Raw genomic sequence first — 24,256 nt, forward strand, 5'->3', positions numbered from 1 at the left:
GCCTATGGTAGATAAGCAAATAGAGCAACTGCTCCACGAGCACGACTGTGTCATCATACCGGATTTTGGTGGATTGATTGCCCGCTACGTCTCAGCCCGCATCCATCCGGTGAAGCATGCGCTGATGCCACCTTCCAAAAGAATAGCTTTTAACGAAAAACTGGTCCTGAACGATGGTTTGCTTATCAGTTTCATAGCGCAGAACCGAAACATCAGTCAGGAGGAGGCGCGCCTGGTGGTGGCCGACTTCGTGTATAAAGCCAAACAGAAACTAAAAGAGGAGAACTTCTTTTTGCTCCGGAATATAGGGTCATTTAAATATAACGCCGAACAAAGCCTTGAGTTCGAGTATATAGAAGGCGAGAACCTGCTCGATAACAGTTTTGGACTGCCAGACCTGGTGGCCAGGCCAGTGAGAGCCTCAGAGCCGGCCGTTCTTAGAACGCTTATCAAAGAGCGTCAGCAGGTGCCTGTGGCTACCAAAGCTACTTTCCGTAGCCGCCTCAAAAAGGCTTACACAGTAACAGCTGGCCTGTTGATTGGAAGCCTTACGGTATCGGCCCTGTACCTGCTGTCTTTGCAGACCGATTATAACCTGAGCAGCCTGAATCCGCTGTCGTTGGTAGGCATGAGTGGCAGAACTACAGAAGCAAATCTGTTTTCCAGATATTCTCCGGATTATATCCCATTTACAGAAGAAGAGCGCTTATCCTGGTACCAGGCCTTGTCGCCGGTAGTTGTTCCTGACGAGGAGACGGATGCAAAAGGCCCCTTATTCCTGGACGAACCTGAATTGCTGGCGGCAGCTACAAGTGCTTTTGCTGAAACTATTGCTTTAGATAAGGAAGGCGAAACAGCTTTGTCAGAGGCTGTTATAGAGAAAGAGCTGGATCTGTCTCCTGCTGCTGAAGCAGCACCGTCACATATACTTTCCGGTAAAACAGGTCGTTTTTACATCATTACAGGAGGTTATTCTACCTTGAAGAATGCTGAAGTAAGTCGAACAGAGATACTGAAGAAACAGATAGACGCAAAAATACTGCTGCCTGCTCCAGGTCATAGATTGCACCGGGTGTCAGTGGCCGATTTCGCGACCTCAGAAGAGGCAACGGCAGCCATAGGAGCATACAGAAAAACTTTTGGAGAAACAATTTGGGTACTTAATAATTAACATGACATCTTTTCTATTACAAATCACACCTGCTGTCCCTGCGGACACTGCTTCTACGCTTACGCCTGGTGCTGAATCGGCTGATGCTTCTGTCGGACTTATTGACCTTGCCATGGCAGGGGGCTGGGCCATGATACCGCTCGCTATGCTGTCGCTGGCAGGCGTTTATATTTTTGTGGAGCGCTACCTGACCTTGAAAAGAGCTACCAAAAATCCACAAGGCTTCCGGGACCGGATCAAGCACATGGTTTTGGCCGGCGACATAAACGGAGCCAAAATGCTTTGTGCCCAAACCGGCACACCCGTATCTAAGATGTTGGAGAAAGGCATTTCCCGAATTGGAAGCCCCCTGAAGAATATTGAAACCTCGATCGAGAACACTGGCAAGATTGAGATGGCCCGCCTGGAGAAGAACCTTTCTGCATTGGCTACTATTGCGGGTGCTGCTCCAATGCTCGGCTTTCTGGGCACGGTTACAGGTATGATCCAGGCCTTCATCGCTATTGCGCAGGCAGAGGGCGGTGTAAGCCCGCAACTGCTGTCGGCTGGTATTTACCAGGCTATGGTAACCACGGCAACAGGCCTGATCATTGGTCTGCCAGCCTATGTAGGGTATAATTACCTGGTGTCTAAGATCGACAGCATTGTGCACGACATGGAATATACCTCCATTGAATTTATTGATCTCTTACAAGAACCACAGCATTAAGAATGAATCTTCGCTCAAAAAACAGGATCAGTGCTGATTTCAGCATGTCGTCCATGACTGACATAATTTTCCTGTTACTCATTTTTTTCATGCTTACCTCAAACTTCGTAACCCCGACGGGCCTGCCTGTAAGTTTGCCAAAGAGTTCTGTGGCAGACATAACGATGCAAAAAGTGAGTGTGACCATTACAGAGGATTTGCGGTATGCGCTGAACGGAAATGAAATTGCCTTTTCGGATCTGCAGCCACAACTGGCAGCACTTTTGCAGGGAACAGAAGAAGGGGTTGTGGTGTTGCATGTCGACAAGGCAGTGCCTGTGGAGCACCTGGTGAAGGTAGCAAGCATAGCCTCCAACCTGAATGCTAAAGTTACGCTGGCCACCGAGCCAGAGTAAAATGAAAAGAGATGGATATAGCGTTAACACATGAGGAAGAAAAGAATAAGAAGATAGCGGCAGTTACCAGCGTGGTGCTGCACGCGCTTATTATTCTGCTTCTGTTTTACCTGATGGCCTGGCGCCCGCAGGACCCGCCTGCAAAAGATAATGGCATTGAGATTAATTTTGGTATGAGTGCTGTTGGGAGCGGGGACGTTCAGACGAACGCGTCTCCGAATGAATCTAAAAATGTGGAGGATAGCAAACCTGCGCCTACCCAGCCCGACCCACTGCCGGAGCCAAAACCGGTAGCAGCTACACCGCCAGCACCCACCAAGCCTGTTGAAGCGCCTAAAGTAACGACCACTACGGCTGACGCGCCTGTGGCTGTGAAGGAAGTGAAAGAAGTAACCAAGCCTACTCCAAAGCCTGAGCCAAAGGTGGAGCCGAAAAAAGAGCCCGAGAAACCTGTGGAGGAGCCGAAAAAGGAACCGGAAAAGCCCAGGTCGCTCTACCCGGGCAAACCTACCGAAAGCACCGGCACCGGTAAGGCCGGAACCTCTAACGAGGCAACAGGCAATAACAATGGCGATGATGCCAACAAGGTAGGCGATAAAGGATCACCAGACGGCAAACTGGATGCCAAGGCACTGTATGGTAAAGCAGGCGGTGGTGCCGGTGGCCTGGATATGGCAGGCTGGCGCTACGAGATAGAACCGAAGCGCGACCCTTACCCCAATGAGTCAGGCATTGTAAAATTTAGGATCAGCATCAACGGAAATGGTGAAGTGATCAATATTTCGCTGATTGAAAGTAACGTGTCGCCGCAGGTAAGAAAATGGTATGAGGACCAACTACGAAAAACTTCCTTTATCCGGACAGGAGGAGGAAATAGCAATGCGGGAGCAACCGGTACTGTAACATTCGTTATTAAATCGAACTAGTATTCTCATGACATATCAGGAGTGCCTTGAGTATCTCTACCAGCAATTGCCGATGTACCAACGCATCGGCAATGCTGCTTTTAGGAAGAGCCTCGACAATATTATTGCCCTCTGCGATGCCCTGGGGCAGCCTCAGCACAGGTTTAAGACCATTCATGTAGCCGGTACCAATGGCAAAGGCAGTAGCTCCCATATGCTGGCGGCCGTGCTGCAAAGTGCAGGCTATACCACCGGCCTCTACACCTCCCCACACCTGAAATCCTTTACCGAACGTGTCCGGGTAAACGGAGCGGAGCTGGAGCCGGAGTACCTTGTTAATTTTGTGGAGGTGCATAAGCAGCTGTTTGAGCAGATCCAGCCTTCCTTTTTTGAGATGACGGTGGCACTGGCTTTCCAGTATTTCGCAGACAACCAGGTAGACATTGCGGTGATAGAGGTGGGGCTGGGCGGCAGGCTCGATTCCACAAATATCATTCAGCCGGAAGTGTCGCTGATCACCAATATTGGCTATGACCACCAGGCACTGCTGGGCGACACGCTGGACGCCATAGCAGGAGAGAAGGCAGGCATCATCAAACCGAACACACCGGCCGTTATCAGCACCCGCCAGCCTGACATAGCCCATGTTTTTTCTAACAAAGCTACGCAGGAAGCGGCACCGCTCACTTTTGCATCCGATCGTTTCAACCTTTCACCTGGTGCAGGCGGCTTGGAAAAACAAACCTTTGATGTCATTGACAATTTAGGTTCGCTTCAGCTGCCTCATTTGGAACTTGACCTGACCGGGCATTATCAGCAATTTAACCTGCCGGGCGTGCTGCAGACAATTGCCATATTGCAGGAGCGGGGCTATGAAGTTCCGGAGCAGGCAATAAGGCAGGGACTGGCCAATACGAAGCAGTTGACAGGTTTAAAAGGCCGTTGGCAAGTGTTAAGTAGAAGCCCTTTAACTATTTGTGATACAGGTCACAATGAGGATGGCATTAAACAAATAGTGCAGCAGTTGCAGGCTTTAAAGGCCAACCAGGTACACATGGTTTTTGGTGCTGTAAACGATAAAGATATTGGTTCTGTGCTGCAGCTGCTACCGAAGGAATATGCTTACTACTTTTGCCAGGCAAAGATTCCCCGTGCATTGCCTGTGGCAACTTTGCAGGAGCAGGCGAAAGCAGTTGGTTTGAAGGGGGAGGCGTACGGTACGGTGACAGAAGCGATAGAGGCGGCCAAGGCAAATGCGGCTCAGGATGAGGTTATTTTCATCGGAGGTAGTACATTTGTTGTCGCAGAGATAGAAGAACTTTAGAAATGTCGAGATCGAAACTTAAGAAATTCAGCGAAATTGCTGAGCGCGAAAACGTGCTGGAAGAAGGAAATGAACTGTACGGGCATTTGGCAGGCAAATGGGACGAGCTGCATTTCGAAAACACAAACCCGATCGTGCTGGAGATTGGCTGTGGCCGCGGGGAATACACCTTAGGCATGGCCCGGCTATTCCCGGACAAAAACTTCATCGGTGTTGACATTAAAGGTGCCCGGCTCTGGAAGGGCAGCACCATCGCCATAGAAGAAGGCCTGGACAATGTATCGTTTTTGCGTACTTACGTGGAGCAGATCACCGACCAGTTTGCAGCCGGAGAAGTTTCTGAAATATGGATCACTTTCCCGGACCCACGCCCTAAAGACCGGGATATAAAGCGGCGCCTCACTTCGCCCCGATTTTTGGCATTGTACAGGCAACTGTTGAAGCCGGGAGGCCTGGTCCATCTAAAGACTGACAACCTGGGCTTATACGAATTTACACTGGAGGTGCTGCAGGAGGCTCCTATCAAAAACCTGCTATATACGGATGATCTCTACCAGTCGGAACTGCAGGAACATACGATGGGTATTTACACGAAATACGAAAAGCAGTATCTGCAGGAGGGGGTGCCTATTAAGTACCTGCAGTTTCAGTTTAAGTAAGCTGATTTGCAAAAGGGTGTACTTTGCAGCAGCAGGTGCATCAGCAGAAGTGTTTGCTTGTAGAGGGCTGTTTTCATTAGAATAATTCAAGCTGTGGGGGTAGCAAATAATTTATTTTCCCTACACCCATCGCCCCACTTTTTGTCATCCGGAGGGATCATGTGGGCGAGAGGCAATGGCAAATGTTACAGAGTCTAAGTTAGCATAGCTTCTTTCTTTCGGTGACAGTTGCAGGTTTTTGTTTCATTGCTCGTGTCTTTGTTCTTTTTGTCTTGATACAAAAAGAACCAAAAAAATCAAGACGCGAAAAACTCGCTGAACGCTCAAACAGTTTAGCGTCAAATGGTGCACCGGGCTACCGCTCTTTGCGCTGTAGTTTACCGCCGCAATACACCTTTTTAGGAAGTAGCAGGTGCATCAGCAGCAGAAAATGTATTTGGAGGTACTTTTTGATTAGAATAATTTGGTTTTAGTTTTTGATAGAGATTGCTAGAGCGAAAGAATCCTCTGGTTCAATGCTTCACAAAGTGAAGTGCTGAACCAGAGGATTCTTTCTCATTTGATATTAGAAGTAACTCCTCTCGCTACCTATTCTTTCATTCTCTTAATTTTTCACTCGAAATTTTCCACATTCACTCATTCACCCATTTTAAATTCAAAGACTCTAAGCAATCTGCCGTAGATCAACCGGGATAACCCTGGAGATGCCGGCTTCGATCATGGTGATGCCGTACATCACGTCGGTAGAGGCCATGGTGCGTTTGTTGTGGGTTACCACAATGAACTGCGAATCGTCGGAAAACTTGCGGATGATGTTGTTGAACTTGTCAATGTTGGCGTCGTCGAGCGGGGCATCCACTTCATCGAAGATACAGAAGGGGGCGGGCTTGAGCAGGTAGATCGCGAAAAGCAGCGAAATAGCCGTAAGCGTTTTCTCGCCACCGGATAACTGGTTGATGGTGAGTGGACGCTTTCCTTTTGGTTGCGCCATGATCTCGATACGCGACTCCAGCGGGTTCTTCGGGTCGGTGAGTACCAGGTCGCAGTTATCTTCGTCGGTGAAGAGGCTGCGGAACACGAGCATGAAATTGTTTTTGATCTGGGTAAAGGCATCCATGAACTTCTCGCGCGCCACGGTATCTATCTCATTTATCGTTTCGATGAGCGTGTTCTTGGCGTTTACCAGGTCGTCGCGTTGCTCGGTTATGAACTTGTTTCGCTCTTCGATTTCCTGGTAAGCCTCTGCGGCCATGGCATTGACAGGACCCATGCGATCGAGGCTGGCTTTTACGGAGGCAATTTGCACTTTCAGCTCTTCGTTGGTGAGGGCGAAAAGTTCGGTAGGCGTTTCCGGCTCCTTCTGCATGTCCTCAGCCGTTAAATTGAACTCAGCCACCAAACGCTCCTGTACCGATACCAGTTTTATCTGCGTATCCGAAATGGTTTTCTGCATGCGCATGAGCAATTCATCGGCGTTCTGGCGCTTGCGCTGCAGCTCACGGATCACTTTCTCTTTTTCTTCAAGATCGCCGCGCAGCGTGAAGTATTTCTTCTCGATCTCTTCCAGCTCATAACCAAACTCGCGGCGGGCCTCTGTCATGGCTTCTACCACGGCTTCGTTCTCTTCTATAAATGCGGAAGCCTGCACTGTCTCTTCCTCTGCCCGGATCATTTCCTGGCGCAGGCCTTCTATCCGTTCCTGGTTCGTCTCTACCGATTTCTGCTTATAGCTGATTTCCTGCTGCAAGCTGGCAAAGCGATTCTTGAGTTGGTGGAACTGGATGTTCTCCTGGTTGTACCGGCCCGATATGACCGCAATCTGCTCCTGCTGCCTTTCTACATGCGAGGCATACACGGCCAGTTCCTCTTCCAGTCGCTTGAGCTCCAGTTGGTCGGCCTCCGCCTGGGGCGACACTTCCTCCGATTGCTCCTGCAGTTGCTCCAGTCGCTGCTGCAGCTCGTCGTACTTCAGGTTGAAGTTCTGAATGTTCTGCTGGTGCTGCTCGTGCTTGATGCGCACGGCCAGCAACTCCTGCTGCTGACGCGCCACTTCTTTTTCGAGCTGCTTGATCGTGTCTTTCTGCGACTCGCCTTTGTAGTTGAGCAGGATCTGGTTCTGCGTGTTGATGCGGCTCTGCAGCAGATCTGCCTGCCGGGTAAGCTCCTGCACTTCCTGCTCCAGCCTTTCGAGGTTCTGCTTACGGCCCAGCCGGTTACCATCAAACATGCCCGCCGAGCCGCCCGATAAACTTAACGGTTTTTTAATGGCCGAGCCATCTTTCAGGATGATGGTGCGGTAGTCGCTGTCGTAGAAATCGTCTGGTGTGGCGTCGCTGATGTACACGTTGTTGAGAATGTACTTCAACAGGTCGCTGTATTTTTTATCGGCGCTTACAACTTCATAGGCCGCTTTCATTTTTCCTTCAGAAAAAGTACCGGTTGGCTCCAGCTCCTCTACCTCGGTGAGGATAATGAAATTGGCGCGGCCTTTGTTTTCCTGTTTCAGCAGCTCGGTAGCTTCCACGGCATCTTCGAGAGAGTCTACCACGAAGAAGTTCATGTAAGGCTCCAGGTAACTCTCGATCAGGTTTTTGTATTCCGGCTCCACCACAATAATGTCTGAGAGGAGCGGGGCTGGCTTTGACCAACTATCCGACTGATATAGGAATTTAATGGCCTCCGGAAAGCCTTCCAGATTCTCGACCAGCGATTTGGTGAGGCTGTATTGGTTTTGTTTCGCATCGAGGGCACGGTTCAGCTCCACCAGTTGCGCCTTCAGCTCCTCTATGTCGCCTTCTGTTTTCTCTATGTTCTGCAGCAGGGTTTCTTCTTTGGCCTGCAGTCGCACCAGGGCTGATGTTTTTTCTTCCAACGCCTCTTGTGCCTCCTGCAGTTGTTCCTGCAGCACGCGCGCGTCCTCGTCGGCGGTGAGCTGCTGTTGCTGCAGCCGCTCTATGTCGGTGTTGATGTTCTGGATCTGTACTTCGCTTATTTCGAGCGATTTGTTCAGCTGGTATACTTCGTTCTGTTTCTGGCGCTGCTGCTGCGTCAGGTCCTGCAGGTTTTCCTGTAGCGTCTGCTTTTGCTCGTTGGCCTCCTGGAGCTGCTCTTTCAGGGCCTGCACCTGCTCCTCGGCTTCGCCAAATTTGTCCTGCACGGCCTCCAGCTCCTCGCGCAGCTGCACCACACTGTCCTGAGTATGCTCCAGGCTGGCGGTATCCTGGCTGATCTGCTGGCGGAGCTGCTGCATCCGTTCCTTCAGAAAATAGGTGCGCTCTGACTTCAGTTTGATGTCGTTCTCCAGCTGGCGCAGCTTGGCCGTTTGCACCTGCATGGTTTTCTGGCTTTCGCTCAGGGCCTCCTGCGTCTGGTTCAGCTCCTCCTTCTGGTCGGCAATGGCGTTTTCAGCTTCTGTTACGGTTTCTATATAGTTCTCCTTCAGCGCAGTCTCATTCTGCAGGTCCTGCTCCAGGCGCTGCAGCGCGTCCTGGTACTGCGAAATGTTGCGGCGGGCGTATTCGATGCTGTGCTTTTTATAGTCGTCGCGCAGCTGGAAATATTTGATCGCCTGCTTTGCCTGCCGCTCCAGCGTTTTCATGTTCTTGCCGATCTCGAACAGCACGTCTTCCACGCGCTCCAAATCTGCATCAGTTTCTTCGAGCTTTTTGAGCGTCTGCTTTTTACGCACCCTGAACTTGGAGATGCCCGCCGCTTCTTCAAACAGCATCCTGCGGGAGTTTTCTTTGTCATTGAGCAGCTCATCCACCATCTTCAGCTCGATAATGGCGTAGCTGTCGGAGCCGATGCCGGTGTCAAGGAAAAGTTCGTTTATGTCTTTGAGGCGGCAGGTGACGCCGTTCAGCTGGTATTCGCTGTCGCCGGTGCGGTAGTATTTGCGGGTAACGGTAACCTGCGAGTATTCAGTCGGCAGGATGTTCTTGTTATTGTCGAAGGTGATGGAAACCTCGGCCATCTGCACCGGCTTCCGGGTTTTGGAGCCGTTGAAAATCACGTTCTCCATTTTGTCGGAGCGGAGGTTACGGGTGCGCTGCTCCCCCAGTACCCACCGGATGGCGTCTACGATGTTGGACTTGCCACAACCGTTCGGGCCTACGATCCCGGTAATGCCTTCGTCGAAATTGATGACAACCCGGTCTCCAAAACTCTTAAATCCTTTAATCTCTAATCTTGATACTTGCATGCACGTGCCCTGGTACTCGTCAAACTAAACCCAAAATTAAGATTAAATTATTTCAAACTAGAAAATATAACTTAGAATTTACAGATGGGGTGAGGTGGGGGTTGATTTGGAAATTTGAAGAATTGGAGTTTTGAAAATGGGAAAAAGGCAACTACAAAACATAAGCGTCTTTTCTTCCTGTTTCTGCTGCCTTTGCATTCTGAAGATTTCTTAATGCAGTTAATTCTGAAGGTGGGTGCCTATAGGAAGATTCAGATAATATTCTTCTGCAACAGGAGTATCAGCAGTAGCCAAGGTGCCGAAGGGCCTGTTTCATTTCAATAATTGGGTTCATGTGCTGCTGGGTTAATCTGCTGATTTAGGGATTTAAAAAGACAAAGGGCGGCCTGGTAAAACAATTAACTCTGCACAACCAAAGAAGGTCCTGCGTCTTGTGTCCTTTTCAGCAAAGAGCATAACCTCCGAAGGGACATTTTGATTAGAAAAATTCATGATGCTGCACTAGTACGAAAAAGAAATACCGGGGGAAGGTTACCCTAAAGCGCTTCGTTTTTGCTATATTTGGGTAGAAAGGCAAACTATGGAAGACTTAAAACCGATTCTTTATGTTCTGGCTGCGGTGGCCTATTTTGTTTACTCGTTCTGGCGGAAGGCCTTCAAGGACAATCCGGAGGTAAAGCCGCCAGACGATTTGCCGGAGCAAAACAGAAAACCCGTTGCCAACAGACCACAGCCGCAGCAGCCACTCGGCCCGCCAACTTCCTTTGAGGACATTCTGCGGGAATTGCAACCAAAGCTGGACAAGGCAAAACAGCAGGGCCGCACGGTTGTAGAAAGCGAACGGCAAAGAGCAAAGCCAGTACCTGTGCCCGTTCCTGCCAGAAGCTACGAGGCCCGGAAGCCGACCACGCGGTCGTTGGAGGATCCGGCTGAGTTAGTAGAGGCAAGACGCAAAGTTGAGGAGGCAAAACGAAGAGCAGAGCAGCCGGTGTATCAAAAAGCCGCATTTGTGATACCGGAAGCACCAGTTCCTCAGCAAGCTAGAAGAAACCACCGCATCGCTGCCATGCTCCGCAACCCGCAAACGGTTCGGGACGCGGTCATTTTGTCGGAGGTGTTGCAGCGGAAGCAGTTTTAACCCTCTCTGCAGTTGTTAGTATCGCTCCCAGGGGCGGCAAGCGGAGAGAAGCAGTTAGCCGAGCCCAGCAAATATTAATTCTTCATGTTGCCTTTTATATAGAGCCTTTTATAAATAGAAGCGTGATCAACCTTTAACCAACGACAAGCAGAACCGGTGAGTGAATTATTTGAATGAAAAAGGCCCTCCAGAGGTATTTTCATTCAGATAGGCCACTCCGTCACCGGTCCAGACTACAGGTATTGCGTGAGGGCATAGGTCAGGATGTTGGCTCCCATGCGCAGGGCCTCCTGGCGCTTGTTTTCGGGGTCGTTGTGCACTTCCGGATCTTCCCATCCGTTTCCTAAATCGGTCTCGTAAGTGTAAAAGCAAACCAGGCGGCCTTCATGTATTATGCCAAAGCCCTGTGGCGGTTTGTTGTCATGCTCATGAATTTTGGGCAACCCGTTCGGGAAAGGGTATTTTTGATGGTAAATGGGATGGGAAAAGGGGAGTTCCACAAATTCATATTCCGGGAATACTTTTTTCATTTCCTTCCGGATGAACTGGTCCAGCCCATAATTGTCGTCGATGTGCAGGAAGCCTCCGCTCAGCAAATAATTGCGCAGGTTCAGTGCTTCAGCATCCGAAAACACCACATTGCCGTGGCCTGTCATATGCACGAAAGGGTAAAAGAACAATTCAGGGCTACCCACTTCCACCACACTTTCCTCGCGGGCAATGTTCATGCTGAGGTTCTGGTTGCAGAACTTGATCAGGTTTGGCAAGGATGTCTTGTTGGCATACCAGTCGCCGCCGCCATTGTACTTCAGCTTGGCAATTTTAAAGTTAGGTGCCTGCGCCTGCGAAAGGCTCCAGGCAGTAACCAGCAAAAGGGTTACACAAAAAAATCGTATCATACAGCGTTTAGATTCCGTGAACATGCTCAAGTCCGTTTTATAACGGTGTAAATATTTCGTGTAGTATCTGCAGGCTATGGCAGGCAACCAAGGCGGCCGTTTCGGTTCGTAAGCGGCTGGTACCAAGGGTTACCGGTTTTATGCCTGCCTGGTAAGCCAGCGTTATTTCTTGCTGCGAAAAGTCTCCCTCTGGCCCGATCAGGATACAATGCGGTTGGCCGGGCTTGTAGCTGTCCTTTATACTTTTGGTGGCATCGTCTTCTAAATGAGCTATGTAGGTGTTAACCGGATCACACTGTTTTACAAATTTTCGGAAGGGTGCCATGTCATGCAGCAGCGGCAGGTACCCTTTCTGCGACTGTTTCATGGCGCTCACCGCGATTTTCTCCAGCCTGTCGAGGCGCAGGTTCCGGCGCTCCGAGTGTTCACACGCCAGAAAAAATATCTCACTGATTCCGATTTCTACGGCTTTCTCTACAAACCACTCTATGCGATCCATGTTTTTGGTCGGAGCCACGGCCACCTGTGCTACGTAAGGTAGCTTTCCGTACTCCAGCTGTTTGTCGATGACCTGCAACTGGCAACGCTTTGGGTGCGCCTCCTGGATAATGGAAGTAAACAGGCCGCCTTTACCATCTACCAGATATACGGTGTCGCCCGGCTGTAGTCTTAAAACACGGGTGCAATGTTTTGATTCTTCTTCGGGTAAAGTAAAAAGTTCGCCCTTGATGTCGGGAGTGTAAAAAAGGTGCACGCGTAAAAGCTTTAAAGTGAAAAACAGGGTGGCCGGAATTTTATGGCGGTGCCTGGCTATTTAACTACTAAGATAAGCATAAATATGAAAATGACCTGATCAACCGGGAGCCGCTCCACTGGTGGCAAAGAGGCTTCCGGCTGGCAGGCTAGTGAATGGCTTACTCCGCCGCTACGGCTGCATGCGGCGCACCTGCCAATATTTCATTGTTGGCATAGGCTGCGTATTTAGAGAAGTTCCTGACAAAAGACTGGGCCAGGTGGCTGGCTTTGGCATCGTACGCTTCCGGATCATCCCAGGTGTCGCGCGGGTTCAGCACTTCGTCCGGCACACCGGGGCACGACTGGGGCACCTCCACGCCGAAAACCGGGTGTTTTATAAATTTTGCCCCGTCCAGGGCACCGGTAAGGGCTGCCGTGAGCATGGCTCGGGTGTAGGCTAGTTTGATGCGCTTACCAACCCCATAGGGGCCGCCGGTCCAGCCTGTGTTCACGAGCCATACCTTTACCTGTTGCCTGTTCATTTTCTCGCCGAGCAGTTCTGCGTAGCGTGTCGGGTGCAGGGGCAGGAATGCTTCGCCAAAACAGGCAGAAAAGGTTTCTTTTGGTTCGATGACGCCTACCTCCGTGCCGGCCACTTTAGCAGTGTAGCCCGATATGAAATGGTACATGGCCTGGCTCTTGTTCAGCCGCGAAATAGGAGGGATGACTCCAAAGGCATCGGCCGTCAGGAAGAAAATATTTTTGGGTGCTCCAGCCCTGGATGGCTCCAGCGCATTGGGAATAAAATGAATAGGGTAGGCGGTGCGGGTGTTTTCGGTTACCGACTTGTCCGTGTAATCAACCGTACGGGTGCCGTCCTGGAAGCGGGTATTCTCCAGAATGGCCCCAAACCGTATGGCGTCCCATATCTCCGGCTCCTTTTCGCGGGTCAGGTCCACCACCTTGGCATAGCAGCCTCCTTCAAAGTTAAAAACGCTGTCTTCGGCCCAGCCGTGCTCATCGTCCCCGATCAGGGCTCTGTGCGGGTTGGCCGACAAGGTGGTCTTGCCGGTGCCGGACAAGCCGAAGAAGATGGCCGTGTCGCCTTCTTCCCCTACGTTAGCGGAGCAATGCATGGAAAGTACGTTATGTTCGTGTGGAAGCGTGAAGTTCAGCACAGAGAAAATACCTTTCTTCATTTCGCCGGTATAGCCTGAGCCCCCGATTAGAATAATTTTCTTGCTGAGGTTGATGATAGAGAAATTCTTCCTACGGGTGCCGTCTGTTTCCGGGTCGGCCTCGAACTCCGGAACTGCTATAATAGTAAACTCGGGAGCATGCGAAGCCAGTTCCTCGTCGGTGAAGCGGAGAAACATGTTATAACAGAAGAAGTTGTGCCAGGCTTTGGTGTTGACAATCCGCACATTCAGTCTGTACTCGGGGTGGTCGCAGGCGTAGGCATCGCGCACATACAGCTTTTTGCCCTGCAGCGAATCCATCATTTTGCCATATAGCCGGTCGAATTTCTCCGGCTCGAACGGGATGTTAATTTTACCCCACCAGACAGTATCTCTTGTTTTTTCATCTTTCACAATAAAGCGATCTTCAGGAGAGCGTCCTGTAAGCTCGCCTGTGTCGCACATGAGCGCTCCTGTGTCGGCCAGCGCTCCTTCGCCATTTTTTATGGCTTCCTCAATCAGTTCGGCTGGGCTTAGGTTCCAGCATACTTCGGCAGCGTCGAGAATGCCAAGTTGTTCCAGACCTGCTGGATGTAATTTTTTTCCGGATTCTTTCATGTAGATGGTAGTTTGATGTAAGCAATTGGTAATAGTTTTTCCAGTTATTGTATACGGCGGAGGCAAATCAAGGGCAGTACAGCCCTGTATGCAGTTTATTACGAATGCGCAAGAGATTAGATGATATAAAACTATTTGTCAGTAATTGTATAAACTGATATATTTACCTTATTCGGAAAAACTCTACACATCTAACATCAACAAAATTTATGTCCTTAAGAGAACACACCACTAAAAGTGACCAGGTGAACGAGCATGCTGCGCCCATTGGCGCGGACCCTACCGGTCCGGAAATGTTCGGACACCCGAAAGGGCTCTTTTATCTTTTCTTTGCGGAGCTTTGGGAGCGCTTCAGCTTTTACGGCATGCGGGCACTGCTGGTACTTTACATGGTTAACAACCTGTTCGAATCTTTGTCTAACCGCGATGAGATTGCCATTGGGATTTACGCTGCTTATGGGGCGCTGGTATACGCCACCCCGGTGATAGGTGGCATGATCGCCGATAAACTGCTGGGGTACCGCAAAGCTATTATGCTGGGAGCGGTTTTGATGGCCCTAGGCCACTTTGCACTGGCCATCGAGCACCCTGTTTTCTTCTATGGCTCCCTGGCCTTGCTGATTGTAGGGAACGGGTTCTTTAAACCCAATATATCGACCCTGGTTGGCACACTTTATAATGAGGGCGATACGCGCCGTGATGCCGGTTTTACCATTTTCTACCTGGGTATTAACCTGGGTGCCATGGTGTCGCCGATTATCTGCGGATGGCTGGGCTTAACCTACGGGTGGCATTATGGCTTTGGAGCGGCAGGTATCGGCATGGTTGTCGGGCTGATCATGTTCTGGCGGGGCGGCCGCAGTGGTGTGTTCGGTAACAACGGACTTCCGCCGAACCCTGCGGTGATCAAAGAGCGGGTGGCAGGAATCACCAAAGAGTCCTGGGTCACGGTGCTGAGTTTCCTGTCGTTACCTATTTTTGCCCTCTTCCTGTTTAATGGAACCCTCGACCTGCCAGGCTTGGGCGAGACTATTTTCGATGGTTCTATTATGCACTATGTCATGAACTATGCCTTGTTGCCGGTTATCTCTATTGTGTTGATTTATAACCTGGTGAAGGTGGACCGTGTGGAGAGGCAGCGACTGTTTGTGGTTATCCTGCTGACATTCTTTATTACCGTTTTCTGGTCTTTCTTCGAGCAGGCGGGTTCTTCACTCACACTCTTTGCAGAGCGCAACGTAAACCTGACGTTTATGAACGCGGCGCAGACAAATTCCATTAACCCGTTCTTTATCATCCTGTTTGCTCTGCCTTTCTCGGCCATGTGGGTGTTTCTGTCAAAGCGGCGGGTTAACCCTTTTACGCCGGTAAAGTTTGCTCTTGGCATCGCGCAACTGGGGCTGGGCTTCCTGATCTTTGCCTGGAGCGCCAATTATGGAGACGCTGAGGGCCGTGTGTCTATCTGGTTCCTGATTCTGGGGTATATGTTCATTACTACCGGCGAGCTTTTTGTTTCGCCTGTAGGGCTTTCTAAAGTAACGGAGCTTTCGCCCAAGAAGATCGTTGCCTTTATTATGGGTATCTGGTTCCTGTCTTCTTCTTTTGCACACTATATTGCCGGTCTTATTGCCAAGCTGACAGCGGTAAGCGGTACGGATGGAGAGGTGGCCTCGGGTGCGGCTTCGCTGCTGGTATACACGGGCGTGTTTGAACAGATTGCTTATGTGGCCTTCGGCTTTGCGGTACTGGCCTTGCTGCTTACCCCGCTGATGCGCAAGTGGATGCACGGCATTCATTAATTTTTAACTTGATTTGATAGATAAACCGCTGCTACTAACCTAGCAGCGGTTTTTTTTTGCTTTTTAAACTATTGCCACGCTTGTTGGTGTTTAGACATTAAAATTACTTTCCTTCTCTTAACTTTTTAGCTTACATGCCTGGAATTATGAATGCGAAGTGCGCCTTTTGGGCGGTTCTTTCGCTGTCTCTGTTGCTGCTCAGCTCATGCGAAGTTGTTTCTAACCTGACTGACGTATCGGTAAAAGCACCTTCCCAACCTCAAGAAACCTATACCATCAGGAAAAATGAGCACAACTCTGCGAACAAAATCAGGAAACTGGCCACATCTACCCTGAGGTTTGAGGCCGTTTTTGATAGTTCGGCTGTGTACGAGACAGTTGATCCTGCTAATCAAGCCGACATTAATAAACTTTATGGCCTTTCGGATTGTGGTTCCCTGCACCAGCAGAACAGCGCGCGGTTTGGTTGGCGATGGTACAACAACAGACTTGAGATTCATGCCTACACCTATAATAACAGCACCCGGAAGTCTGTATTTATTGCGGCAGTAGAACTTGGAAAGCCATTTGTATATGAGCTTGCACTGAAGGATGGCAGCTATGTTTTTACCGTGGACGAAAAACAGGTGAGCGTGCCCAGGGCCTGTAGTGGTTTGATGGATAGCTACCAGCTTTACCCCTACTTTGGGGGAGATGAAGCGGCACCACACGAAATTAAGATCAGAATAAAGGAGTTGCCTTAGTAAGAAAATTTACGGCTACGACAGCCTCTGTTACGGTGCAATATGAATTATTTGAATGAAAATGGCCCTCAGGAGGATATAAGACCTTTTAGCGTCAGGAGTTAAAAGTTATGAGTTTAAAACTGTTATTCGTGCAAGCACTTATTCGATATCTCCCCACCTCCAAAATGGGAAATAACACAAGAGCCCAGTAAGAAATTAGCACCTTAATTAAATTTTTCTAATCAAAGAGCCCCTCCTGAGCTTTCTGCTGCCACTATCATAATAAAAAAGCCCCCCACTTTTCAGTGCGAGGCTTTTTCTAATTTAAAACTATGGGAAGGTCAGATTACATCATGCCGCCCATGCCGCCCATGCCACCTGGCATTGCAGGCGCACCTTTGTCTTCTTCAGGCTCTTCTGATACTACACACTCGGTAGTAAGCAGCAGACCCGCGATGGAAGCGGCGTTCTCCAGGGCAAGACGCGTAACTTTAGTTGGGTCGATGATACCGGCCGCGAACATATTCTCGTACTTGTCGTCGCGGGCATTGTAACCATAGTCGGCTTTGCCTTCGCGAACAGCCTGCACAACAACAGAGCCTTCGCCACCTGCGTTAGATACGATAGTTCTGAGAGGAGCCTCCAGTGCAGTCTTGATGATCTGAACACCTGTCTGCTCGTCAGCATTGTAAACATCAACCTTAGAAAGAGCCTCCAGTGCGCGGATCAGGGCAACACCGCCACCGGCCACGATACCTTCTTCCACAGCAGCGCGAGTAGCATGCAGGGCATCGTCTACGCGGTCTTTCTTCTCTTTCATCTCTACTTCAGTAGAAGCGCCGATGTACAGGATGGCTACACCACCAGACAATTTGGCAAGGCGCTCCTGCAGTTTTTCTTTGTCGTAGTCAGACGTAGTAGTGTCCATCTGCGACTTGATCTGATTTACACGCGCCACGATATCATCTTTCTGACCGGCACCGTTCACAATCGTGGTGTTGTCTTTGTCGATGATGATCTTCTCGGCAGTACCCAGGTAATCGAGGGTAGCATTCTCCAGTTTGTAGCCGCGCTCTTCAGAGATCACGGTACCACCTGTCAGGATGGCAATGTCTTCGAGCATCGCTTTTCTTCTGTCGCCGAAGCCAGGAGCTTTTACAGCGGCAATTTTCAGCGAGCCACGCAGTTTGTTTACCACCAGGGTTGCCAGGGCTTCGCCATCCACATCCTCAGAGATAATGATTAGGCCTTTACCAGTCTGAACCACTTGCTCCAATACAGGAAGCAGTTCTTTCATGGTAGACACTTTTTTGTCGTAGATCAGGATGTACGGGTTGTCGAACTCCGCTTCCATTTTCTCAGGGTTGGTAACGAAGTAAGGCGACAGGTAACCACGGTCAAATTGCATACCTTCTACCGTTTTTACCTCAGTTTCAGTGCCTTTTGCTTCTTCCACCGTAATAACGCCGTCTTTACCAACTTTGTCCATGGCATCGGCAATCATTTTACCGATTTCAGGGTCGTTGTTGGCAGAGATAGTACCTACCTGTGCGATTTCAGAAGAGTTCTCGATTTTTTTAGACTGAGACTTCAGGTTCTCCACTACCAGCGCTACGGCTTTGTCGATACCGCGCTTCAGGTCCATTGGGTTGGCGCCTGCGGCTACGTTTTTAATACCAGCTGTGTAGATGGCCTGGGCCAGTACAGTGGCAGTAGTAGTACCGTCACCAGCCTGGTCAGCGGTTTTAGAGGCAACCTCTTTCACCAGTTGGGCACCCATGTTCTCGATAGGGTCTTTCAGGTCGATTTCTTTGGCTACCGACACACCGTCTTTGGTGATCATCGGGGCACCGAATTTTTTGTCGATGATAACGTTGCGGCCTTTAGGTCCTAACGTTACTTTAACAGCATTAGCCAGTTTGTCAACGCCGGCCTTAATCTTGCTGCGAGCGTCGCTATCGAATGTGATGTTTTTAGACATGGTTATTTTTTCTGATTAAGATTTGTTTTGATAGATTAAAGGATAGCCAGAATGTCGGACTCACGCATGATCAGGTAGTCGCTTCCTTCTACAGAGATTTCAGTACCGGCATATTTGCCATATAAAACCTGGTCACCTACTTTCACCTGGGGCTTCATCAGAGCGCCTTGCTCAGATACTTTTCCTTCGCCAATGGCTACTACCTCACCACGCTGTGGCTTTTCTTTAGCAGTATCAGGAATAATAATACCTGACTTGGTTTTTTCTTCTGCTGCAGCAGGAGCTACGATTACTCTGTCTGCTAATGGTTTAATGCTGATTGACATAGTTTGTATGAATGTTAAGTTTTAATATGGTTGATTTAAGCTTTGAAACCATAGTGACTATTATCACTTCTTGTGCCAATGGTTAATTTCTGCCATTTTAAGCCAATTTTTCAGCTTTGGACCTGCCATTCCTGTCAGACCTGCCAGATTTTGTCACGGTTGGCGGAACTTTTTCTGCATTTGGACTGACAGCATTACCAGCCGCCAAACAAAAAAGCCGGCACAGGGCCGGCTTTCTTTTATGTGTAAGCTTTAGATTACTGTTGGTTGGCAGTGTCCACCATCTCTGGTATCTCACCTGCATCCGGAATAGCAAAGGTGCTGTCTTCGCCAGGAATGGTGGCGGCAGGACCGGCAGGTAACTGCGACTGACGCGCGCGCTCTTCGTTCACGCTTCTGTTTACGGTAGACCCGCCTGAGGAGTCGAGGATCATGTGTGTGCCTAAGGTTAACACAACCAGCGCCACGGCAAAGCCCCAGGTAAGTTTTTCAAGTAGATCGCCTGTGCGTTTCACGCCCATAAGCTGGCTGGCGCCTCCGCCACCAAACTGACTGGACAAGCCACCCCCTTTAGGGTTCTGAGCTAGCACAACTAACACGAGCAGCACGCAAACAAAAATAATGATACTGATTAAGGCGATATACATTTTAGTTTAAGTTTTGTAATTTCTCTATTTGTTCGGCAAAGTAAGATTTTTTTTCCGGATTTTTCAACATCAGCTGCTCATATATTTTAATCGCTTTCTTGGGCTTGCCTTGTTTGATGAAAATACTGGCCAGGTTTTCAGAGGCCATTCCTTTGCGTATCTTGGTGCTTTTCAGCGATAAGTCTTCCTGTGGCACCGGTTTTATCTTCAGGTTAACCATTGTTTTAAGCCGTGGGTTCAATTTCAGGAACTGGTCTATGATATCGAGCTGGTTGCTCAGGATATGGTTGGCTGGCTGCACCGCTTTTTCGAGTTCGTGGGTTTTGGTGTACTCCAGGATCAGCTCCGGGTGAAAGCTCTGGGGCCGTGGCCGGGTATAGTCGTCTTTCAGTTGCAGCACCTCGCCCATGCGGCTGTTGCCCATCCAGTAGCCTAGCGCATCGTTGGCATACAGGCGGTCAATTTCATCGTAACTGTAATGGATCTCTCCGGCAATAGCAGGCCCTGGTGCTTCAGGAGCATCCTCTGTGGTATAAATATCTGCTTCCTGCGCTACAGGATTTTCGGCAGCAAGTGCAGCAGCAGGAGCAGTGCCTCCGGAGGGGCTTTCTGATTCAAATAATTCACCGGAGGGAGCCGCTGCCTGTGCCCCGTCGTGAGTCTGAGTGTTTTCCTGCAGCTCTTCCATAAAAGAGGCGATGCCTGCAGCGGTCGCTTCTTCTCCTGGTGCGGGTATAGCAGCCTGTTCGAGCAGGTCGGTAGAGGTGGGGCTGAGGCTGTCGATGGTCAGCAGCATGGCCAGTTCGGAATAGAATTCGTCGCTTTCTGTCTCAGCTGAAGCTTTAGGAGCTGCTGCCCCGGCTGTTCCTGAAGCTGGCTCTTCTGTTGCTTCTTCCGACTTGTTTCTTGCTATAGCTACGTCTGCTTCCGTGTCTTCTATGGCGGTGCCGGCTTCTGCTGCTATTTCAGGCTCCGGTTCAACTTCCTCTTCTTTATGAGCAGCAGATTCTGTGGGAGGTAAGGGTTCTTCTTCTAGGGTTTCCTGCACCAATACAGGTTGCTCTTCCAGCAGTTCAGGCGCTGCTGCACGGGTTGGCCCGGCTTCCTCAAAGGCTGGTTCCAGGGCTGGCGCAGTGGTGTGGATGATCCGCTTCAGAAGTTGCCGGTTGGTGGCATAGGAAGAAGCGCGACGCAGGCGTTGCGCCGAGAGCATGCTGCCTTTGTCGTAGGCAGACTTGGCCAGCAGCAGGTGGGCTGTCTGGCAATAGGGGAAGGCAGCAGCCACCTGCTCCAGCTCCTGTGTCTGCTGGTCCGAGATATCTGATACGCGCTGTATCAGGTTGAGGAAGGCTGATTTATTCATGCAGCAATGCTTTCTGATGCCAGGCCAACTACCAGTTGGCCAATGATTTATTGAAAACGTCTATAGCCAGTCGTTCTGCCAGCTGCTCGATGGAGGTTGCCGGAATCTGGTTGATGTCCACGTCCTGCGAAAAATCCTGCGAGATGGAAAAGGTCTGGTCAAAATCGTCTTCAGAATTCTTTGTGTTCGTGTACCGTACTTTCACACCCAGAGTAAGGCGGTTGAGGCTGGCTCGGTCATAGTCGCCATCGCGTTGCACGGCTGCCGGTGTGATACTAAAGCTAACAATTTCTCCCTCCAGTTGCAAGTCACCTTCGCGCTGCAGCATGTTCAGGTTGGTATTGCGCTGGTAATACTGCTTAAAGGTATTCGTTACCACCTGCGTGAGGTTGGCAGGTCCTTCGCCGGCGGCATTCTCAAAGTTCTGAATGGAGATGGTCTTGATATCCGGGCTAATGCTGACACCGGTAAAAGAATAGACGCCGCAGCCGCTGGTAAAAAGAAGCAGCAGGCAGCTTAAGGCCAGAATAAGTTTACTCTTCAATATCATACTGCTTTAGTTTACGGTAAAGTGTTCTTTCAGAAATTCCCAGGTCCTGCGCGGCGTATTTCCGTTTGTTGTTATGTTTTTTAAGGGCTTTCAGGATCAGTTCCTTCTCCTTATTCTCCAGCGAAAGGCTTTCCTCCTCGGTTTCGTGCGGAATGTCCTCTACTTTCTGCTCCTCCTCATAGTCTTCTGTATCCGGTTTCGGCTGCCTCATGGGCAGGTAGTAGCTTTCTGGGTGCTCCTGCTGGTATGGTCTGCCATTGTAGGCATGGTGGTGCTCTATGTTTTCGAAGAGGTGGCTGTGCTCCTTCAGGAGGTCGTTATCAGATGGCCCATGTGTAAGCAACTCGAAAACCAGCTTTTTAAGTTCCGACACGTCGCGGCGCATGTCGAACAAGACCTTGTAGAGCAGATCCCGTTCCGAGAATGAGTGGTGGTCGCCGCCTTTTGCGTCTTTCTGCAATAAGGCCGGCAGGCCCGACTGTTCCTTCGGCAGGTAGTGCAGCATTTTTTCCGCATCAATCTCCCGGTCGTATTCCAGCACAGAAATCTGCTCTACAATGTTTTTGAGCTGGCGGATATTTCCCGGAAACCGGTAGCGGAGCAGCACCTGAATCGCCTCAGGAGTAAGAGTAATAGGCTTTACCTTGTACTTATCAGAAAAATCGCTGGCGAACTTGCGGAACAGCAGGTATATATCGTCACCCCGCTCGCGCAAGGGGGGAACTGTGATAGGCACCGTATTGAGGCGGTAGTACAGGTCTTCGCGGAAATGTCCTTTTTCAACGGCGTGCAGCAGGTTTACGTTGGTGGCGGCTACCACGCGCACATCGGTTTTCTGTACTTTGGAGGAGCCGACCTTAATAAACTCGCCGTTTTCGAGCACGCGCAGCAGGCGGGCCTGGGTTCCGAGCGGCATTTCGCCAATTTCATCTAAAAATATGGTGCCACCATCAGTCACTTCAAAGTATCCTTTGCGCGCTTCCTGCGCCCCGGTAAAAGAGCCCTTTTCATGCCCGAACAGCTCCGAATCGATGGTTCCTTCAGGTATGGCACCGCAGTTGATGGCAATGATCTGCCCATGTTTGCGCGGGCTCATGTTATGGATAATCTTGGAGAAAGATTCCTTGCCGCTGCCACTCTCGCCGGTAATCATCACCGTCATGTCGGTTGGAGCGACCTGCGCCGCCACCTGTATGGCATGGTTGAGCAAAGGCGAGTTGCCAATTATCCCAAACCGCTGCTTAATACTCTGAATATCTATATTGCGCATTTATTTAATGTGCTAATTTTCTAATGTGCTAGTGTGCTAATTTGCTTAAGATTCATGTGCGGATGTGACAACTGATGAAAACCTATTGTTGACTGGCTATAGATAACCCAACCCTTTTTGCATCAATTAATTAGCGCATCAACACATTGAAAAATTAGCACATTAATCAACAGCCTCCCCAAACAGGGTGCCTACGCTACAGTCGTTTACCAGCACGTTTACGTAGTCGCCTTTCTTGTAGTGCTTTTTTGGGAAGATCACTACCTTGTTCTGGTCGTTGCGGCCGCTCAGGAACTCGTCTGACTTTTTAGAGAAGTTCTCTACCAGCACTTTGTGCACCTGGCCCAATACCATCTGGTTCCGGATGAGGGAGTGCTCGCGCTGCCTGTCGATGATTTCGGCCAGCCGGCGTTTTTTTGTCTCCAGCGGAATGTCATCTTCCAGCTTTCGGGCAGCCAAGGTGCCTGGCCTTTCGGAGTAGAAGAACATGTAGGCGTAATCGTATTGCACATAATCCATCAGCGAGAGCGTGTCCTGGTGCTCTTCTTCGGTTTCGGTGCAGAATCCGGAGATCATGTCGGAGGAGATGCCGCAATCTTCGCCCAAAATGGAGCGGATGGCATCTACGCGGTTAATATACCAGTCGCGGTCGTAGGTGCGGTTCATAAGCTCCAGCACGCGGGAGTTGCCGCTCTGGGCCGGCAGGTGTATGTATTTGCAGATGTTGTCGTACTTTTTAATCGTGTACAACACTTCATCGGTAATGTCTTTGGGGTGAGAGGTAGAGAAGCGAACACGCAGGTCAGGATGCACCAGGGCCACCTTTTCCAGCAGTTGGGCAAAGTTCACCGCTTCTGTGCCGTCTTCAGACGCCCATTTGTAAGAGTCTACGTTCTGGCCGAGCAGCGTCACTTCCTTGTAGCCTTGCTTTACCAGTTCCTGCACCTCCTGCACAATAGAATGCGCATCGCGGCTGCGTTCGCGGCCACGGGTAAAGGGCACCACGCAGAAGGAGCACATGTTGTCGCAGCCACGCATAATCGATACGAAGGCAGAAACACCGTTGCTGTTCAGGCGGATCGGGTTGATATCGGCATAGGTTTCTTCGCGTGACAGGAGCACGTTCACAGCTTTCTGGCCGCCGTCCACTTCGCTGATCAGGTTTGGCAGGTCGCGGTAAGCATCAGGACCCACCACCAGGTCCACAATCTTTTCTTCTTCCAGCAGCGATTTTTTGAGGCGCTCGGCCATGCAGCCTAGCACACCTACCACCAAACCTGGTTTTTTCTTTTTGAAATAATTGATCTGGCCCAGGCGGTTGCGAACGGTCTGCTCTGCCTTCTCCCGGATAGAACAGGTGTTCAGAAAAACAACATCGGCATGTTCAATTTGAGAGGTTGTGTCAAAACCCTCTTTAAACATGATAGAAGACACAATCTCGCTGTCAGAGAAGTTCATCTGGCAGCCGTAGCTCTCTATGTATAGTTTCCGCGCCCGCCCTGTGTTGGTTTCCTGTGTTACTTTCGTGTCGCAGGCAGCTGCAGAGGCTTGCTCGGGGGTGCGGTTGTCGATAAAATCTAAGTCAGTTACTAATGAATCCATTCTCATTCCTTTTCAGCTACAAATATACAAAAAGAAACAAATGCACGTGACAGAATGGCAG

20 protein-coding genes are annotated in these 24,256 nt (G+C 50.0%); 9 read left to right on the top strand and 11 right to left on the bottom strand.

Going from position 1 to position 24,256, the window contains the following annotated elements; genetic code table 11:
- The first annotated feature begins 4 nt into the window (after positions 1 to 4).
- The 6 genes from FJM74_RS00440 to trmB are packed head-to-tail and all read left to right on the top strand — an operon-like array spanning position 5 to position 5,163.
- Positions 5 to 1,171, top strand: coding sequence for an HU domain-containing protein (locus FJM74_RS00440; protein WP_187260590.1), 1,167 nt, complete (start codon positions 5 to 7; stop codon positions 1,169 to 1,171).
- A gap of 1 nt (position 1,172) precedes the next feature.
- The gene (locus FJM74_RS00445; protein ID WP_187260591.1) at positions 1,173 to 1,880 is read left to right on the top strand and encodes a MotA/TolQ/ExbB proton channel family protein; all 708 of its coding nucleotides are present in this window, start codon (positions 1,173 to 1,175) and stop codon (positions 1,878 to 1,880) included.
- 2 nt (positions 1,881 to 1,882) lie between these two features.
- Positions 1,883 to 2,275: an ExbD/TolR family protein gene (locus FJM74_RS00450; RefSeq protein WP_187260592.1), complete on the top strand. Its 393-nt coding sequence runs from the start codon at positions 1,883 to 1,885 to the stop codon at positions 2,273 to 2,275.
- 11 nt (positions 2,276 to 2,286) lie between these two features.
- Complete coding sequence (locus FJM74_RS00455; protein WP_187260593.1) at positions 2,287 to 3,201, top strand: cell envelope integrity protein TolA; 915 nt, start codon at positions 2,287 to 2,289, stop codon at positions 3,199 to 3,201.
- 7 nt (positions 3,202 to 3,208) lie between these two features.
- Positions 3,209 to 4,504, top strand: a complete 1,296-nt coding sequence (locus FJM74_RS00460; protein WP_187260594.1) for a bifunctional folylpolyglutamate synthase/dihydrofolate synthase — start codon at positions 3,209 to 3,211, stop codon at positions 4,502 to 4,504.
- 2 nt (positions 4,505 to 4,506) lie between these two features.
- The gene (trmB, locus tag FJM74_RS00465) at positions 4,507 to 5,163 is read left to right on the top strand and encodes a tRNA (guanosine(46)-N7)-methyltransferase TrmB (protein ID WP_187260595.1); all 657 of its coding nucleotides are present in this window, start codon (positions 4,507 to 4,509) and stop codon (positions 5,161 to 5,163) included.
- A 664-nt stretch (positions 5,164 to 5,827) separates the two neighbouring features.
- Here trmB and smc read toward each other — a convergent pair.
- A complete protein-coding gene (gene smc, locus FJM74_RS00470; RefSeq protein WP_187260596.1) occupies positions 5,828 to 9,364 on the bottom strand; it encodes a chromosome segregation protein SMC in 3,537 nt (1,178 codons plus the stop codon).
- A 580-nt stretch (positions 9,365 to 9,944) separates the two neighbouring features.
- Here smc and FJM74_RS00475 point away from each other — a divergent pair.
- On the top strand, positions 9,945 to 10,502 hold the full coding sequence (locus tag FJM74_RS00475; protein WP_187260597.1) for a hypothetical protein: 558 nt from the start codon (positions 9,945 to 9,947) through the stop codon (positions 10,500 to 10,502).
- Between the two features lie 233 nt (positions 10,503 to 10,735).
- On the opposite strand, the gene FJM74_RS00480 is transcribed toward FJM74_RS00475, so the two are convergent.
- The 3 genes from FJM74_RS00480 to pckA form a co-directional block, all read right to left on the bottom strand.
- Positions 10,736 to 11,401, bottom strand: a complete 666-nt coding sequence (locus FJM74_RS00480) for a DUF4159 domain-containing protein (protein ID WP_187260598.1) — start codon at positions 11,399 to 11,401, stop codon at positions 10,736 to 10,738.
- Positions 11,402 to 11,438: 37 nt separating this feature from the next.
- Positions 11,439 to 12,155 carry a 16S rRNA (uracil(1498)-N(3))-methyltransferase gene (locus FJM74_RS00485; RefSeq protein ID WP_187260599.1) on the bottom strand — a complete coding sequence of 239 codons (717 nt, stop codon included), beginning with the start codon at positions 12,153 to 12,155 and terminating at the stop codon, positions 11,439 to 11,441.
- A gap of 160 nt (positions 12,156 to 12,315) precedes the next feature.
- Complete coding sequence (gene pckA, locus FJM74_RS00490) at positions 12,316 to 13,932, bottom strand: phosphoenolpyruvate carboxykinase (ATP) (RefSeq protein ID WP_187260600.1); 1,617 nt, start codon at positions 13,930 to 13,932, stop codon at positions 12,316 to 12,318.
- A 209-nt stretch (positions 13,933 to 14,141) separates the two neighbouring features.
- Here pckA and FJM74_RS00495 point away from each other — a divergent pair, with 209 nt between their 5' ends.
- Positions 14,142 to 15,731 (top strand): peptide MFS transporter, encoded by a 1,590-nt coding sequence (locus tag FJM74_RS00495; RefSeq protein WP_187260601.1) that lies wholly within the window; start codon positions 14,142 to 14,144, stop codon positions 15,729 to 15,731.
- A 134-nt stretch (positions 15,732 to 15,865) separates the two neighbouring features.
- Positions 15,866 to 16,474, top strand: coding sequence for a hypothetical protein (locus FJM74_RS00500; RefSeq protein WP_241738888.1), 609 nt, complete (start codon positions 15,866 to 15,868; stop codon positions 16,472 to 16,474).
- Positions 16,475 to 16,802: 328 nt separating this feature from the next.
- Here FJM74_RS00500 and groL read toward each other — a convergent pair whose 3' ends face one another.
- The 7 genes from groL to miaB form a co-directional block, all read right to left on the bottom strand.
- The gene (gene groL / locus FJM74_RS00505; protein WP_187260602.1) at positions 16,803 to 18,437 is read right to left on the bottom strand and encodes a chaperonin GroEL; all 1,635 of its coding nucleotides are present in this window, start codon (positions 18,435 to 18,437) and stop codon (positions 16,803 to 16,805) included.
- A 35-nt stretch (positions 18,438 to 18,472) separates the two neighbouring features.
- On the bottom strand, positions 18,473 to 18,763 hold the full coding sequence (gene groES, locus FJM74_RS00510; protein ID WP_194349919.1) for a co-chaperone GroES: 291 nt from the start codon (positions 18,761 to 18,763) through the stop codon (positions 18,473 to 18,475).
- A 257-nt stretch (positions 18,764 to 19,020) separates the two neighbouring features.
- The gene (secG, locus tag FJM74_RS00515) at positions 19,021 to 19,410 is read right to left on the bottom strand and encodes a preprotein translocase subunit SecG (protein WP_187260603.1); all 390 of its coding nucleotides are present in this window, start codon (positions 19,408 to 19,410) and stop codon (positions 19,021 to 19,023) included.
- Between the two features lies 1 nt (position 19,411).
- Positions 19,412 to 20,773, bottom strand: coding sequence for a hypothetical protein (locus FJM74_RS00520; protein ID WP_187260604.1), 1,362 nt, complete (start codon positions 20,771 to 20,773; stop codon positions 19,412 to 19,414).
- Positions 20,774 to 20,801: 28 nt separating this feature from the next.
- Positions 20,802 to 21,323 carry an LptE family protein gene (locus tag FJM74_RS00525; RefSeq protein ID WP_187260605.1) on the bottom strand — a complete coding sequence of 174 codons (522 nt, stop codon included), beginning with the start codon at positions 21,321 to 21,323 and terminating at the stop codon, positions 20,802 to 20,804.
- Positions 21,307 to 22,593 (bottom strand): sigma-54 interaction domain-containing protein, encoded by a 1,287-nt coding sequence (locus FJM74_RS00530; RefSeq protein WP_187260606.1) that lies wholly within the window; start codon positions 22,591 to 22,593, stop codon positions 21,307 to 21,309. The genes FJM74_RS00525 and FJM74_RS00530 overlap by 17 nt, the downstream gene beginning before the upstream one ends.
- Before the next feature lie 162 nt (positions 22,594 to 22,755).
- Positions 22,756 to 24,195 (bottom strand): tRNA (N6-isopentenyl adenosine(37)-C2)-methylthiotransferase MiaB, encoded by a 1,440-nt coding sequence (gene miaB, locus FJM74_RS00535; protein ID WP_187260607.1) that lies wholly within the window; start codon positions 24,193 to 24,195, stop codon positions 22,756 to 22,758.
- Positions 24,196 to 24,256: the final 61 nt, after the last annotated feature.

Origin of the sequence: Pontibacter beigongshangensis, from assembly GCF_014332515.1 — a bacterium.
GTDB lineage: Bacteria > Bacteroidota > Bacteroidia > Cytophagales > Hymenobacteraceae > Pontibacter > Pontibacter beigongshangensis.